Source organism: Nocardia sp. NPDC004711 (assembly GCF_053601595.1).
The window spans coordinates 1-15,455 of record NZ_JBSGCB010000006.1 but is presented as its reverse complement, the minus strand read 5'-3'; the positions used below and the strand labels follow the sequence as shown (position 1 = coordinate 15,455).

The 15,455-nt window shown below is 68.5% G+C and carries 8 protein-coding genes and 1 pseudogene; all 9 read left to right on the top strand.

Going from position 1 to position 15,455, the window contains the following annotated elements; all coding sequences use genetic code 11:
- The first annotated feature begins 44 nt into the window (after positions 1 to 44).
- Complete coding sequence (locus tag ACWEKS_RS07140; RefSeq protein WP_452339256.1) at positions 45 to 1,022, top strand: alpha/beta hydrolase; 978 nt, start codon at positions 45 to 47, stop codon at positions 1,020 to 1,022.
- Positions 1,023 to 1,286: 264 nt separating this feature from the next.
- A pseudogene (locus tag ACWEKS_RS07135) lies at positions 1,287 to 3,083 on the top strand (alpha/beta hydrolase-fold protein); the annotation flags it as partial.
- A 517-nt stretch (positions 3,084 to 3,600) separates the two neighbouring features.
- Positions 3,601 to 4,137, top strand: coding sequence for a DUF732 domain-containing protein (locus ACWEKS_RS07130; protein WP_452339255.1), 537 nt, complete (start codon positions 3,601 to 3,603; stop codon positions 4,135 to 4,137).
- Between the two features lie 38 nt (positions 4,138 to 4,175).
- Complete coding sequence (locus ACWEKS_RS07125; protein WP_452339254.1) at positions 4,176 to 5,117, top strand: cutinase family protein; 942 nt, start codon at positions 4,176 to 4,178, stop codon at positions 5,115 to 5,117.
- Positions 5,118 to 5,589: 472 nt separating this feature from the next.
- Positions 5,590 to 7,512, top strand: a complete 1,923-nt coding sequence (fadD32, locus tag ACWEKS_RS07120; protein ID WP_452339253.1) for a long-chain-fatty-acid--AMP ligase FadD32 — start codon at positions 5,590 to 5,592, stop codon at positions 7,510 to 7,512.
- A gap of 168 nt (positions 7,513 to 7,680) precedes the next feature.
- Positions 7,681 to 12,822, top strand: coding sequence for a polyketide synthase Pks13 (gene pks13 / locus ACWEKS_RS07115; RefSeq protein ID WP_452339252.1), 5,142 nt, complete (start codon positions 7,681 to 7,683; stop codon positions 12,820 to 12,822).
- Positions 12,823 to 12,876: 54 nt separating this feature from the next.
- Positions 12,877 to 14,421: an acyl-CoA carboxylase subunit beta gene (locus ACWEKS_RS07110; protein WP_452339251.1), complete on the top strand. Its 1,545-nt coding sequence runs from the start codon at positions 12,877 to 12,879 to the stop codon at positions 14,419 to 14,421.
- Positions 14,422 to 14,548: 127 nt separating this feature from the next.
- Complete coding sequence (locus ACWEKS_RS07105) at positions 14,549 to 15,025, top strand: hypothetical protein (RefSeq protein ID WP_452339250.1); 477 nt, start codon at positions 14,549 to 14,551, stop codon at positions 15,023 to 15,025.
- Positions 15,026 to 15,142: 117 nt separating this feature from the next.
- Positions 15,143 to 15,349, top strand: coding sequence for a DUF5988 family protein (locus tag ACWEKS_RS07100; protein WP_354851037.1), 207 nt, complete (start codon positions 15,143 to 15,145; stop codon positions 15,347 to 15,349).
- Positions 15,350 to 15,455 lie beyond the last annotated feature (106 nt).

The window sequence follows — 15,455 nt, the reverse complement described above, 5'->3', positions numbered from 1 at the left end:
CAGTACAGGGCGCTTCGTCATGCCCGCAGCACGGTTCGATTCGGATGTCCGGACGCGCCCGCGTCAGACGCGGCTGGCGGCGCGCCCTCGCGGTCGCCGCGGCCGTGCTGGCGCTCCCGGCGCTGGCGGCGCCCGCCCTCGCCATGCCCGCGCATCCTCAGCACCGCGCCCGCGAGGGCGGCTTCGAGGAGCTGATGGTGCCCTCCAGCATGGGCCCGATCAAGGTGCAGGTGCAGTGGGCCGCGCACGGCGGCGGCGCGGCGCTGTACCTGCTCGACGGCCTGCGCGCCCGCGACGACTCCAATGCCTGGAGCTTCGAGACCAATGCCCTGCAGCAATTCGCCAATGACAATGTCACCCTGGTGATGCCGGTCGGCGGGCAGTCCAGCTTCTATACCGACTGGCGATCGCCTTCGAACACCAACGGGCAGAAGTTCACCTACCGGTGGGAGACCTTCCTGACCGACGAGCTGCCCGCCTTCCTCGAGGGCTACGGCGTCTCCCGGACCAACAATGCGGTGGCCGGACTGTCCATGGGCGGGTCGGCGGCCCTGGCGCTGGCCGCTTATCACCGCGACCAGTTCAAGCACGCCTCCTCGTTCTCGGGCTACCTGAACATCTCCGCGCCCGGCATGCGCGAGGCCATCCGCATCGCCATGCTCGACGCCGGCCGTTTCAATGTCGATTCGATGGCCTGGCCGTGGAGCCCGCAGTGGCTGCGCATGGACCCGTTCGTCTTCGCACCGCAGCTCCGCAACCTGCCCATGTTCATCTCCGCATCGTGGGGCGTGCTCGGCCCGCACGACCACCCGGACTCCCCCGTCGGCATCTTCAACACCGCGAATGCCGTTGCGCTGGAGGCCCTGTCGATGGTGAACACCCTCTCGTTCGTGGGCCGGATGACCCAGCTCGGCATCGGCGCCCACTACAACCTCCAGGTCCAGGGCACCCATTCATGGCCCTACTGGCAGGACCAGCTGGCCACCGCCCGCCCCGACATCCTCGCCGCACTGGGGGTTTGATTCCGGACGGATGCCGACGTGGCAGCTGATTTCGTGACGGTCGGGGTAACTCCGGGGTACGAAATCGGTTTGCCATCTGACCGCCGGAACGCGTGCGGGACGCCGACGGCTCGCGGCTGTGCGCTGAAGATGTGGGGAGGCGGGTCGACAACTGGACGTTTGCTGTGGAACTGTCCGTTTCCGTGTGTCCTGCCGGGACTCGCGGGCTTGCGGAGGTACAACACTTGTGTGGCTAGAGTTGTCCGTGGGATCAAAAGCAGGCGCATGCGCTGGATGGCATGTGCTGTAGCGGCGCTGTTTCCGCTGGCCGCGGGCACTTTCGCGCAGTGCGGACCAGCAAGCGCCGCGCCGGATGCGCCCGCCGCACCCGCGGCGTCCATCCAGAAGATGTCGTGGCTCAACGACCACCGGGTCGCCCTGTGGGTGAATTCGCCGGCCACCGGCGCACCCGTCGAAGTCCAGTTGCTGCTGCCGCGTGACTGGAACGCCAAGCCGGATGCCAGGTTCCCCGTCGTCTACATGCTCGACGGTCTGCGGGCCACCGACGACGAGAACGGCTGGACCAAGGAGGCGGGCGCGGCCGGCTTCTACGCCGACAAGAATGCCCTGGTGGTGCTGCCGATCGGCGGCCAGTCCAGCTTCTACGCCGACTGGCTGGCCCCCGACAACGGCCACAACTACCAGTGGGAGACCTTCCTGGTGAAGGAGCTCCCGCCGTTGCTGGAGAGCCAGTTCCGCGCCACCGATGCGCGTGCGGTGGAGGGACTCTCGATGGGCGGCACCGCGGCCATGATGCTGGCCGCCCGCAATCCCGGCTGGGTCCGCTCGGCCGCGTCCTACTCCGGCTTTCTCACCCTGACCTCGCTCGGTATGCCCCAGGCGGTCGACTTCGCCATGCACGACGCGGGCGGCTTCGACTCGGCGAAGATGTTCGGCCCGCCGGGCAGCCCGGCCTGGAAGGAACACGACCCCTACGAGCTGGCCGACAAGCTCAAGGGCGTGGCCCTCTACGTCTCCAGCGGCAACGGCGTCGCGGGCACGACCGACCCGCTCTCCGACGTTCCGGGCATCACAAGCAATTACGCGGGCCTGGGACTCGAAGTGCTGTCCCGGCTGAGCAGCCAGAACTTCGTGGCCAAACTCGACAAACTGAACATCCCCGTCTCGGTGAACTACCGCCCGTCCGGCACCCACACCTGGCCGTACTGGGATTTCGAGATGCGCCAGGCCTGGCCGCAGACGGCCACCGCGCTGGGCGTGGACGCGACCCCCGTCGACTGCAGGACCGGTGGCGCGATCGCGCCGGTGGCGCAGGGCAACTCCTGGCTCGGTGACTGCCTCACCGCGGAGTACCCGCTGTCCGGCGGCGTGGCCCAGGACTTCCGCGGCGGCAAGGTGTTCTACTCGCCGGCCACCGGCGCCCAGCCGGTCGCGGGTGCGATCGGCGGCAGCTATGGCGGACTGGGCGCGGCGGCAAGCGCTCTGGGCTTCCCGATCGCGGGCGAGGGCGGCCTGCCCGACGGCCGCGGCCGACTGCAGCCGTTCCAGCACGGGTCGATCTACTGGACCCCGCAGACCGGTGCGCAGGCGGTGCGCGGGGCCATCCTCGACGAATGGGCCAGGCAGGGCTACGAGCGTGGCCCGGCCGGGTACCCCACCGGCCAGGAGGCCCGGACGCCCCAGAAGGACGGCGCGGTACAGGGTTTCGAGAACGGGCCCATGTACTTCAGCGCCAGGACCGGCGCGCACCTGGTGCAGGGCCTGATCCTGGGCAAGTACGCGCAGCTCGGATTCGAGAACAGCCCTTACGGTTTCCCGACCTCGGGTGAGCAGCCGGTGCGCGACTTCGGCCGCTGGTCCGGGTTCGAGGGCGGCAATGTCTACTGGAGCCCGCTCTCGGGCGCCTGGGGCGTGCGGGCCGGTCCGATCATGGACGCCTGGGGCGCAACCGGATTCGAGAACGGACCGCTCGGCTACCCGATCTCCGACGAGAGCCCGACCCCGGGCGGCGCCCAGCAGACCTTCCAGGGCGGCACCATCACCATCCGCGACGGCCGGGCCGCGGCGGCCACCCTCGACGGCCGCCCGATCGCCATCCCCGGCGCCGAGCAACCCAAGCCGGACCCGGCCCGGCCGGCCGCCCAGCAGCCCGCACTCCCGCTGCCGGGCCTGCCCGCCCTGCCGCTGCCGCCGGCCCCCGCCCCCGAGGTCCCGGTCCCGGTGCCGGCGACCCCGGCCGCCGCCCCCGCCACTCCTGCCGCGCCGGCCGCGACCCTCGCACCTGCTCCGGCACCCGCACCCGCGGCGGCTCCGGCACCGGCACCCGCGGCGGCTCCGGCACCGGCACCCGCGGCGGCTCCGGCCCCGGCACCCGAGCCCCCACCTGCCGATCCCGCGCAGCCCGCGCCCATTCCGGCGCTGGGTCCGGAGGTCCGTCCCAACTGAGACTTTCCGGCCGAACCGCCCTGATCGGCCCTAAGAAGTGGATGTGGTTCCGTTGTGGCCCGGGACTCCGTCCCGGGTTGCGGCTAGCCTGGGGACGACCTCTTGCCCCTGGACAGATATAGGAAGCAAATTGATGCACGGTACCCGTGGAAAGGTATTCGGCGTGGTGGCCGCCCTCGCCGCCGCTGGACTGCTCGCCGCCTGTGGTAGCAACGACTCGACCGCCAAGAGCACGCCCACGCTCACCACGACCAAGACCACGGCCGCCGCGCCCGCCACCCCGGGCGACGCCGCGCCGTCCACGGACCAGCAGGCTCCGCAGGCCGCGCCGGATGCCGGGACTCCCAGCTCCACGGCCGAGCGCCCGGCGCCGGTGCCGAGCCAGTTCATCACCACCCCGAACGGCTCCCCGGCGCTGTCGGACAAGGAGAAGAGCTTCCTCGACGACCTGAAGAAGGCCGGTATCACCCCGGGTTCCCCGGACATCGCCGTCACCGCGGCCAATCTGGTGTGCCAGGGTAAGTCGGAGAACGCCCCGCAGGATCAGATCATCACCTACGTGACCGCGATCGCCGGTTCCGATCCGTCCTTCGATCCGTCCAAGATGACGGTCGAGCAGGCCGGCAAGATCTACTACGACGTCGCCTCGAAGAGCTACTGCAACAAGTGACGACGCGACGCCGAATCGGACAAACCCGGTCGCGACCAGTGGGTTGCCTGCTGCTCGCCATCGCCGCGATCGTGATCGTGGTCGTGGTGGCGCTGCTGCTGTGGTACCTGCTGGCCGGGCGGTTGCGGCTGCCCGGCCCCAAGCCGCCGGCCCCGCCCCGTCCGAGTTCGCAGCCGGCCACCTGCCCGGACGTGCTCATGCTGTCCGTACCGGGCACCTGGGAGTCGAACAGCCACGACGACCCCTACAGCCCGGCCGCGAACCCGGCGTCGCTGATGTTGAACATCTCCAACCCGATTCGGGCCAAGTTCCCCGATGAGCGGGTCGAGGTCTACACCGTCCCGTACGTGGCGCAGTTCTCCAATCCGGTCGCCATTCCGCCGGACGGGCAGTCCTCCTACAACAACAGTCGTTCCGAGGGCGCCAAGCGGGCCACCGACAAGCTTGCGCAGACCGCCGCCCAATGCCCGCTCACCACTTACGTTCTGGCGGGTTTCTCGCAGGGCGCGGTGATCGTCGGTGACATCGCCACGCAGATCGGCGCGGGCAAGGGCCCGGTGGCCGAGGATCTGGTGCTGGGCGTGACGACCATCGCCGACGGCCGCCGCGATGTCGGCGATCCGGGCGAGGCCATCGAGATCGGCCCGACCCCGCCCGGCGTGGGCGCGGAGGTGGCGCTCAAGGGCCTGAACGTCCCCGGTATCACCATGACCGGACCGCGCGGCGGCTACGGCAAGCTCACCGGCCGCACCTTCACCATCTGTGCCGCAGGCGATTTGATCTGTGATTCCCCTCGGCAGGCGCTGAGCCCGAACAATATCCTCGGCAGCCTGAACATCCTGGTCCGCGCCGCGGGCAATCCGGTCCACAGCCTCTACAACGGATACCAGGTGGACGACAACGGCACCACCGCCACCGAGTGGACGGTGAACTGGGCGTCGGGTCTCATCGAAAACGCTCCGCACCCTGCACATATGTAAGCCGTTGCGCAGCGAACCTTATGCGTTCGGGCGCACCCTGGTCGATGGGTACTTCACCGGCGGTGTGACCCCCACCGACCGACCCCCCAGTTTCGGGGTCACCCGGTAAAGTGCTCCGGGTTGCGACACTGCCGAGACCCGGTGCGTGCGGCAACTCACATCCAGTCCTAGTTGTGTCCTATGTGGGGCGCTCCCCACCCATTTGGAGGCATTCGCGCCGGTGAAGCACTAGTCCAGAGGTGTGAGCTGGGGGAGGTTCGGCCGCTCCGAAGCATGGCCGGGCGGCTCCTCTGTAACATGTCCCTGGTTTGAGAACATCTAGCCATTAGACGGTCACCGCGCAGACCGCAACACAATTCTGCAGGTTGGCTCTCGCATGGAGCTCCCGCGGGCGAAGAGAGTCGGGGCCTCACAGGTAACAGCGGCAATGCATGCCGTCTCATGCCGCGTGTGCCTCGGAGGAGAAGAAGGAATGGACGAGACTTTCGACGATTACCTCGACGAAACGGGGAACATCACGATTCCCGAGGGACGCACCCTCGTCGACTACGTCGAGAAGCACACTCACGGTAACGACGCCAATGACTTGGCCTACCGCTACATCGATTACTCACGCGAGCGCGACGGTGAGTACCAGGACCTCACTTGGAGTCAGTTCGGTACGCGGCTGCGCGCGGTGGCCGCCCGACTGCAGCAGGTGACCAAGCGGGGCGATCGGGTCGCGATCCTGGCTCCGCAGGGCCTGGATTACGTCATCTCCTTCTTCGCCGCCATCTACGCGGGCACCATCTCCGTGCCGCTGTTCGATCCGGACGAGCCGGGCCACACCGATCGCCTGCACGCGGTCCTCGGTGACTGCACGCCCGCCGCGATCCTGACGGCGAGCTCCTCCGCCGCCGGTGTCCGCCAGTTCTTCCGGTCGCTGCCCGCGGCCCAGCGCCCGCGCATCATCGCCGTCGACGCGATTCCCGACAGCGTCGGGGAGTCCTGGATCCGCCCCGACATCGTGGTCGACGACATCGCCTACCTGCAGTACACCTCCGGCTCCACCCGGGTGCCCGCCGGTGTCGAGATCACCCACCGCGGTGTCGGCACCAATGTGCTGCAGATGGTGAACGCGCTTGATCTGAACGAGAATTCGCGCGGCGTGACCTGGCTGCCGCTGTACCACGACATGGGTCTGCTGACGGTGATCCTGCCCGCCGTGGGCGGCAAGTACATCACCATCATGTCCCCGGCCTCGTTCGTGCGCCGGCCCTCGCGCTGGATCAACGAACTGGCCGCGGTGTCCGACGGCGCCGGAACCTTCGCCGCCGCACCGAACTTCGCCTTCGAGCACGCCGCCGTGCGCGGCCTGCCCAAGCCGGGCGAGTCGCTGGACCTGTCGAACGTGCTCGGCCTGATCAACGGCTCCGAGCCGGTGACCACCACCTCGATGAAGAAGTTCAACGAGGCGTTCGCCCCGTACGGCCTGCCCAAGACCGCCATCAAGCCGTGCTACGGCATGGCCGAGGCCACCCTGTTCGTGTCGGCCACCCGGCACGAGGACGAGGCCAAGGTCATCTACGTGGACCGGGTGGAGCTCAATGCCGGTCGGGTGAAGAAGGTCGAGCAGGGCGCGGAGAACTCCATCGCCCAGGTGTCCTGCGGTTACATCGCGCTGTCGCAGTGGGCGACCATCGTGGACGGCGACTCCATCGACTCGCCCGAGGGCGCGCGTGAGCTGCCCGACGGGCAGGTCGGCGAGATCTGGCTGCACGGCAACAACATCGGCATCGGCTACTGGGGCCGCGCCGAGGAGACCCAGAAGACCTTCCGTAACCAGCTCGCGCATCGACTGCCCGAGCACAGCCACGCGGAGGGCGTGCCGGCCGACGGCATCTGGCTGCGCACCGGTGACTACGGCGTCTACGTGGACGGCGAGCTCTACATCACCGGCCGCGTCAAGGACCTGGTCATCGTGGACGGCCGCAACCACTACCCGCAGGATCTCGAGTACTCCGCCCAGGAGGCCTCGACCATGCTGCGTCCCGGTTTCATCGCCGCCTTCGCGGTGCCCGCCAACCAGCTGCCCGCCGAAGTCTTTGCGCAGGACAGCCATTCCGGCCTGAAGTACGACGCCGACGATGCCAGCGAGCAGCTGGTCATCGTGGCCGAGCGCGGCCCGGGCGCGGGCAAGGCCGACCCGGGGCCCATCGCGGATGCGGTCCGCGCGGCCATCTCGTCCCGGCACGGTGTCACCGCGCGTGACATCCTCCTCGTTCCGGCCGGTTCGATCCCGCGTACCTCCAGCGGCAAGATCGCTCGTCGTGCCTGCAAGGCGGAGTACATCGGCGGCACGCTGCGTGGTGGTTACACGCAGCAGGCCTTCCCCGATGCACCAGACGAGGAGTGAGACGACCGTCTCGAAGTTGGATGGCGCGAGCCCGTTCGGTTCGCGCCATTCATGCATGAAAGGCAGTGCCGTTCCGGCACGCGAAGACAGAGCCGTTCGGGCAGGGAACGGCGAGAGTCTCGATAACAACGCCGCGCACCGTGAGCAGACAGGTAGCTTGAGGAACTGATGGCTGAGAACGAGGGCACGGACCCCACCCAGACGACCGAGAACGCACCGGCGGCCGAAGGTGCGGCCACGCAGAAACCTGCCGCGGCCGACATGTCGGTGGCCGACCTGCGGGAATGGCTGCGCCGCTGGGTCGCCGACGCGACCGGGCAGCCGATCGAGAACATCACCGTGGACCGGCCGATGGAGGAGTTCGGCCTGGCCTCGCGCGATGCCCTCGCACTCGGTGGCGATATCGAGGAGCTGACGGGGGTCCTGCTGAACGCGACCATCGTCTACCAGCACCCGACCATCGCCTCGCTGGCCGAGCGAATCATCAATGGGGAGCCCGACCTTCCGGCCGACGTGGCCGACGACTCGTTCTACACCCGGGGCTTCCAGCCGGGCGAGGCGCACGATGTCGCCATCGTCGGTCTGTCCACCCGGCTGCCGGGTGCGGGCGATACGCCCGAATCCACCTGGGACTTCCTGATCAACCGCGGTGACGCGATCCGCGACCTACCCGAGGGCCGCTGGTCGGAGTTCCTCGACGATCCGCGCTTGGTAGAGCAGATCGCCAAGTCCAACACCAAGGGCGGCTACCTCGACCAGGACGTCCTCAAGAGCTTCGATGCCGAGTTCTTCGCCCACTCGCCGGTCGAGGTGGAGCGCATGGACCCGCAGCAGCGGTGGGCGCTGGAGTTGACCTGGGAGGCCTTGGAGCACGCCAGGATTCCCGCCAACACCCTCAAGGGTGAGCAGGTCGGCGTCTTCATCGGTTCGACCAGCACCGAGTTCATGATCATCGCGGGCATGGCGGTCGGGAACACCGATCCGGGCACGCCGCTCTCGGCCGAGGGCTACGGCATCATGGGCAGCGTTTCGGCCATCATCCCCAACCGGGTCTCGTACTTCTACGACTTCCGCGGCCCATCGGTGGCCGTCGACACCGCGTGCTCGTCCTCGCTGGTCGCGGTGCACCAGGCCGTTCGGGCGCTGCGCAACGGCGAAGCCGATCTGGCGCTGGCCGGTGGCACGAACGTGCTGCTGTCCCCGGCCGCGACGCTGGCCTTCGACGCCAATGGCGGTGTGTCGAAGGACGGTCACATCAAGGCGTTCTCGTCGGACGCCGACGGCATGGTCCGCTCCGAGGGCGGCGGTCTGGTCGTGCTCAAGCGGCTGGCCGACGCCGAGCGCGACGGCGACACCATCTACGCGGTCGTCAAGGGCTCCGCGGTCAACAGCGACGGCCGGTCCAACGGCCTGCTGGCCCCGAACCCGGACGCGCAGGCCGATGTGCTGCGCAGCGCCTACCGGGACGCCGGAATCCCGCCGTCCCAGGTCGACTACATCGAGGCACACGGCACCGGCACCCCCATCGGCGACCCGATCGAGGCGGATGCGCTCGGCCGCGTCATCGGCCGGGGCCGTGAGGCCGACAAGCCCGCCCTGCTGGGTTCGGCCAAGACCAATTTCGGTCACCTGGAGGCCGCGGCCGGCGCCGCGGCTCTCGCGAAGGTCATCATGGCGTTGCAGCACAACGTCATTCCGCCGCACCTCAACTACGCGGGTCCCAGCCCCTTCATCCCGTTCGACCAGGCGCACCTGAAGGTCACCGACCAGCCCACCGAATTCCCGCGCTACAGCGGCAAGGCCACCATCGGCGTCTCCGGCTTCGGCTTCGGCGGCACCAATGCGCACGTGGTCATCCAGGAGTACGTGCCGGCCCTCGCCGCAGCGGAGGTTTCCGAGACCACCGGCCTCGACAACGAGACCACCGACGTGGTCGCCGAGGCCGAGGCCATCACCGAAACCGTTGTGCCGGAACCGGAGTGGGGCAATCGCGAAGAGCCGATGCCGCTGATCCTCCCGGTGTCGGGTTACCTGCCGTCGCGGCGCAAGCGCGCCGCCAAGGATCTGGCCGACTGGCTGGAATCCGAAGCGGGACAGGCGACTCCGCTGGCGGATGTGGCCCGGACGCTGGCGAAGCGCAACCACGGCCGCTCGCGCGGCGTGGTGGTGGCCAAGACCCATGACGAGGCCATCGCGGGCCTGCGGGCCATCGCCGAGGGCAAGCCGGGCAATGGCGTCTGGACCGCCGATTCCCCCGCCGCCAAGGGCGCGCTGTGGGTGATGGCCGGTTTCGGTGCGCAGCACCGCAAGATGGGCAAGCAGCTCTACACCGAGAACTCGATCTTCCGTAAGGCCGTCGATCAGGTCGACGAGCTGGTCATGGACGAGGCCGGGTACTCGGTCAAGGAGATGATCCTCGACGACTCCATGGACTGGGACATCGGCACGGGCCAGGTCGGTACCTTCACCATCCAGGTGGGTCTGGCCTCGATCCTGCGCGCGCACGGCGCCGAGCCCGAGGGCGTGGTCGGCCACTCCCAGGGTGAGGTTGCGGGAGCGTACATTTCGGGCGGTCTGCCGCTCGAGGACGCGGTCCGGGTGATCTGCGCGCGCTCGCGGCTGATGGCCGAGGGCGAGGCCATGCTCACCGACGACCAGGTCCGCAATATGGCGCTGCTGGAGTACTCCGCCGAGGAGATCGCCAAGCTCGTCGAGACCGAGTTCCCCGAGATCGAGGTCGCGGTGTACGCCGCGCCCAACAACACGGTGATCGGCGGCATGCCGGACCAGGTGCACGCGATCGTGGCGCGCGCCGAGGCCGAGGGCAAGTTCGCCCGCGTGCTGCAGACCCGCGGCGCGGGCCACACCTCGCAGATGGACATGCTGCTGGGCGAACTCGCCGCCGAGCTGGCCGGCATCGAGCCCACCAAGCTCAAGCGCGACCTCTACTCGACCGTCCACAAGGACACCGTCTACCGCGCCGGGCACGCGCCCGTGCAGGACGTGGACTACTGGGTCATGAACATGCGCGGCTCGGTGTACTTCACCAACGCCATCCGGCAGGCCGTCGACACCGGTATCACCACCTTCCTGGAACTCGCGCCGAATTCCGTTGCGCTCATGCAGGTCCTGGGCACCACCTTCGCGGCGGGCGTGCACAATGCGGCACTCATCCCGACCCTCAAGCGCAAGGAGGACGAGGCCGCGGGCGTCATCTCCGCGCTGGCGCAGCTGTACGTGCACGGCCACAAGGTGGACCTGCCCTCACTGCTGCCCGCCGGTGACTACGCCACCGCGCCGCGCACCGCGTTCCTGCGCAAGCAGCACTGGCCCAAGGTGACCGGCGGTTTCGGCGGCGGCGCGGGCAATGCTCGTGTCCCGGGCGCGCACGTCGCGCTGCCGGACGGCCGCCACGTCTGGGAGGTGCAGGCCCCGGCCGTCACCGACCTAGCCGCACTGGTTAATGCCGCTGCCGCGCAGGTGCTCTCGGATGTCACCGTCGGCGCCTCCATCGCGCACGGCGCGGTCCCTGCCACGGGCACGCTGACCACCACGCTCACCCCCCACCCGGGCGGCGCGTCGGTGTCGGTGCACGCCAAGGAGGGCAATGCCTTCCGCCCGCTCTTCGACGCCGTCGTCACTGCGTCTCTCCCCACCCACGGACTCCTGGCCGCACCGCTGCCGGAATCGGCTGTGGCGCAGCCGGTCGCGGCCGTCCAGGCGGCTCCCGCTGTCGAGGTGGTCGAGGCGGCCCCCGGCGAGCGCTGGGATCCCAAGGGCACGCAGACCATCGAGCAGCGCCTGGCCATCATCGTGGCCGAGTCCATGGGCTACGCGGTCGAGGATCTCCCGATGGAGATTCCGCTGATGGAGCTGGGTCTGGACTCGCTGATGGCCATGCGCATCAAGAACCGCGTGGAATACGAGTTCGACATTCCGCAGCTGCAGATCCAGGCCGTGCGCGATGCCAGCCTGCTCGAAGTCGGCAAGGTGCTGCGCTACGCCATCGAGCACCGCGATCAGCTCGACGACATCGCCGCGCGGCAGGCCGCCGGTGAGGACATCGCCGTCGACGCCGACTTCATCTCCGCCGCGCGGGCCGCCATGGCCGCCGGCGAGGATCCGGCCGCGCTGCTGCCCCAGGCCGAGACCACCGATGTGGTGGCCGAGGCCGAGGAGATCGTCGCGAAGCACGAGTCCGCCGCGCCGATCGCCGAGACCGACGCCGACAATGTGCCCCCGCGCAACGGCGAGGAGCGACTCGCCTTCGCCACCTGGGCGCTGGTGACCGGCAAGACGGCGGGCGGCATCTTCAACCCGCTGCCCGAGATCGACGACACCACGCTGGAGAAGCTGGTGGCCCGGCTGTCGGAGCGGGTCAAGGCCGAGGTCGATCCGGCCGACGTGCGGGCCTGCAAGACCATCGAGCAGCTGTCCGAGGTCGTTGTCCGCTATCAGGGCAAGAGCTCCGATCTGGAGGGCTTCGTGCGCACGCTGCGCGCGAAGGAGGCCGGTTCGAATGCGGTGCCGGTCTTCGTGTTCCACGCTTCGGGCGGCAACACCCTGGTGTACGAGCCGCTGCTGAACCGGCTCCCGGCCGGGACTCCGATGTACGGCCTGGAGCGGGTCGAGGGCACCATCGAAGAGCGTGCGCACCAGTACATTTCGGAGATCCGCAAGCGGCAGCCGGAGGGCCCGTACGTGTTCTACGGCTGGTCGCTGGGCGCGGTGTTCGCGCTCAAGGTCGCCGAGATCATGCGTGCCGAGGGCGCCGATGTCCGGCAGGTCGGCCTGATCGACCTGGCGCTGCCCGTCGAGCCGTTCAGCGACGCTCCCGAGGAGCGGGTGGAGCGGATCCGGCGCTACCAGGCGTTCGCGCAGAAGACCTACGGCTTCAATGGCGAACTCGATCAGGAGCAGCTCGAGGAACTGGCCGCGGCGTCCGACGCGGAGCAGATCGACATCATCATGGAGCTGCTGAAGTTCGCCGGGGTCGACATCCCGGGCGGCGTGATCGAGCATCAGCGCACCTCGTGGATCGACAGCAAGGAGCTGCAGAAGATCGAGCCGTCGAAGTACGACGGCGCTGTCGCTCTCTACCTCGCCGATCGCTACCACGACGGAATGATCGAGCTGGAACCGCGTTTCGCCGACCGGCGGCCGAACGGCGGCTGGCAGGAACACATTCCGAATCTGGAGATCATCCACATTCCGGGTGATCACATCCAGATCATCGACGAGCCGCGGATCGCCACCATCGGCGCCGATCTCACCAAGAGATTGTCGGAGATCGACTCCACAACGAAATAGCACCACGGCGACACGAATTCTGCGAAAGTAGGTTTTTGCTGAGAGGAGTGTCCAGTGAGCACCACCGCCGACAAACTCGCCGACCTTCGACACAAGCTCGACATCGCGAGGGAACCGGCGGGAGATGCGGGAATCGCCAAGCGGGCCAGGAAGGGAATTCCCTCGGCCCGCGACCGCATCGAGATGCTGCTGGATCCCGGCACTTTCGTGGAAGTCGGTGCGCTGGTGCGCAATCCGGGCGACGAGGCCGCTCTCTTCGGGGATGGCGTGGTCACCGGCCACGGCCTGGTGGAGGGTCGCCCGGTGGCCGTCTTCTCGCACGACCAGACCGTCTACGGCGGTTCGGTCGGCGAGATGTTCGGCCGCAAGGTCGCGGGCATCCTGGAATTCGCGGCCAAGATGGGCTGCCCGGTGGTCGGCATCAACGACTCCGGCGGCGCCCGCGTGCAGGAGGCGGTGACCTCCCTGGCCTGGTACGCCGAGCTGGGCCGGCGTCAGGAACCGTTGTCCGGCTTGGTGCCTCAGATCTCCATGATCCTGGGCAGCTGCGCGGGCGGCGCGGTCTACGCGCCCATCAATACCGACGTGGTGGTGGCCACCGAAGCGGCCTACATGTTCGTCACCGGGCCCAAGGTGATTCGCGAGGTCACCGGTGAGGACGTCAGCCTCGAGGAGCTCGGCGGCGCGAAATCCCAAGCCCAGTACGGCAATATCCACCACGTGGCCCCGGACGAGGCCGCCGCCTTCGAGTGGGTGCGCGAGTACCTCGGCTATCTGCCGTCGAGCTGCACGGAGCTGCCGCCGGTGGTGAATCCCGGGCTGGAGCCGGAGATCACCGACACCGATCTGGAACTCAACGGCATCGTGCCCGATGCCGACAATGCCGGCTACGACATGCACGAGATCCTGCTCCGGATCTTCGACGACGGCGGGTTCCACGAATTCGGTGAGGCGGCGGGCAAGAACGTCATCTGCGGCTTCAGTCGCGTGGACGGCCGCACGGTCGGCGTCGTGGCCAATCAGCCCCTGGTCTCCGCCGGTGCGCTCGATGCCCGCGCCTCGGACAAGGCCGCCCATTTCGTGCGGCTCTGCGACGCCTTCGAAATCCCGCTGGTCTTCGTCGTCGACACCCCGGGCTTCCTGCCCGGGGTGGAGCAGGAGAAGATCGGCGTCATCAAGCGCGGCGGCCGGTTCATCTTCTCCTTCGTGGAGGCCACCGTCCCGAAGGTCACCGTGGTCATCCGCAAGTCCTACGGCGGCGGTTATGCCGTCATGGGGTCCAAACAGCTGGGCGCGGACGTGAATCTGGCCTGGCCCACCGCCCGGATCGCGGTCATGGGCGCGGAGAGCGCGGTGTCGCTCATCGGCGCCAAGACCCTGGCGGCGGCCCCGGAGCCGGAGCGCGCGGCCATGCGCAAGCAGATGATCGAGTTCTACAACGCCACCGTCGCGACGCCGTGGGTGGCGGCCGAACGCGGCTATATCGACGCGGTCATCGAGCCCGCCACCACCCGCCTGGAAATTCGGCGCGCCCTGCACCTGTTGCGCGACAAGAAGACTCCGGGCAATCCCCGTAAACACCATCTGCTGCCGTTGTAGCCGCGCCTGTTCCGGCGGGTCCGGCGCGCGCCATTGCGGGATTCGGCGCCGGCCATTGCGACGTGACCTCGCGTGTGAAAACATCTCATTTCAATTTCTAAAATGAGAGCTTGGGAGCGAAGCAGAAATGGCTACCCTTCGAATTCGGCACACGATCATCGGCGGCGCGGCCACCGCCGCGACCGCCCTGGCGGTCCTCTCCGCCGCACCGGCCGCCTCCGCTCAGGTCACCGGGCTGTGGGCCGGGACCGGGCTGGCGCACATCAATACGACCTACACCCTCACCGCCTCCGTCGGCGGCTCGAACGCGGGCACCCAGGTGGGCTTCTGGATCACAAACCCGTCCGGCGGCGCAGCCGTGTACATGGGCGCCTCTCCGGTGGATTCCACCGGGCACGCGACTTACCAGTGGACCCCGACCACGGTGGGTTCGTACACGCTCATCGCGAGTGACGACGGCAGCAGCACCAGCAGCAACGCCCAGACCATGGGGATCAGCGTCACCGCGGTTCCGGTGGGCGGCATGGGCACCGGCAGCGCCTCGAAGATTCCGATCATCGGCGGCCTGCTGAGCAGCCTGCTGAGCCAGTTCGGCCTCGCCTGACACCGATTCGCTCCGTCCGAAACCGGCTTCGCCCCGCTCACGGGCGGCTTGTTCAGGCGGCTCGCCGATTGCGCTGAATCTATCGGGTGACCCCTACAGATGTGAGAGCCTTCAGCTATGAGTACCTCACCTTTGGCGCTACTCGAAGGCGGGCCGGATGGCCTCGAAACGCGGATCGTCCCGATCACGCCACCGGGCGTCGAGCTGCGGGTGGCGTTCGGGGACGGGTACGAGCGCTACAAAGTGACGTCACGCTGGCAGGACACTCCGGAGGGGAGTCTGCCCGTCTACGAGTGGGTGGCACACGTGGACGTCAAGAAATAGCAACTGGAATTCGATAGGACCCTAAAGCTGGAGAAGGCCCCCGAGGGCACCGCCGCCCAGCAGGCCGCCGCCATCCTGGTCGATCAGGTCACCGCCAACGTCAAGC

Coding starts and splice junctions, on each gene's coding strand:
- ACWEKS_RS07140 (WP_452339256.1), top strand. CDS start 45: ATGTCCGGACGCGCCCGCGTCAGACGCGGCTGGCGGCGCGCCCTCGCG.
- ACWEKS_RS07100 (WP_354851037.1), top strand. CDS start 15,143: ATGAGTACCTCACCTTTGGCGCTACTCGAAGGCGGGCCGGATGGCCTC.
- pks13 (WP_452339252.1), top strand. CDS start 7,681: ATGGCTGAGAACGAGGGCACGGACCCCACCCAGACGACCGAGAACGCA.
- ACWEKS_RS07130 (WP_452339255.1), top strand. CDS start 3,601: ATGCACGGTACCCGTGGAAAGGTATTCGGCGTGGTGGCCGCCCTCGCC.
- fadD32 (WP_452339253.1), top strand. CDS start 5,590: ATGGACGAGACTTTCGACGATTACCTCGACGAAACGGGGAACATCACG.
- ACWEKS_RS07105 (WP_452339250.1), top strand. CDS start 14,549: ATGGCTACCCTTCGAATTCGGCACACGATCATCGGCGGCGCGGCCACC.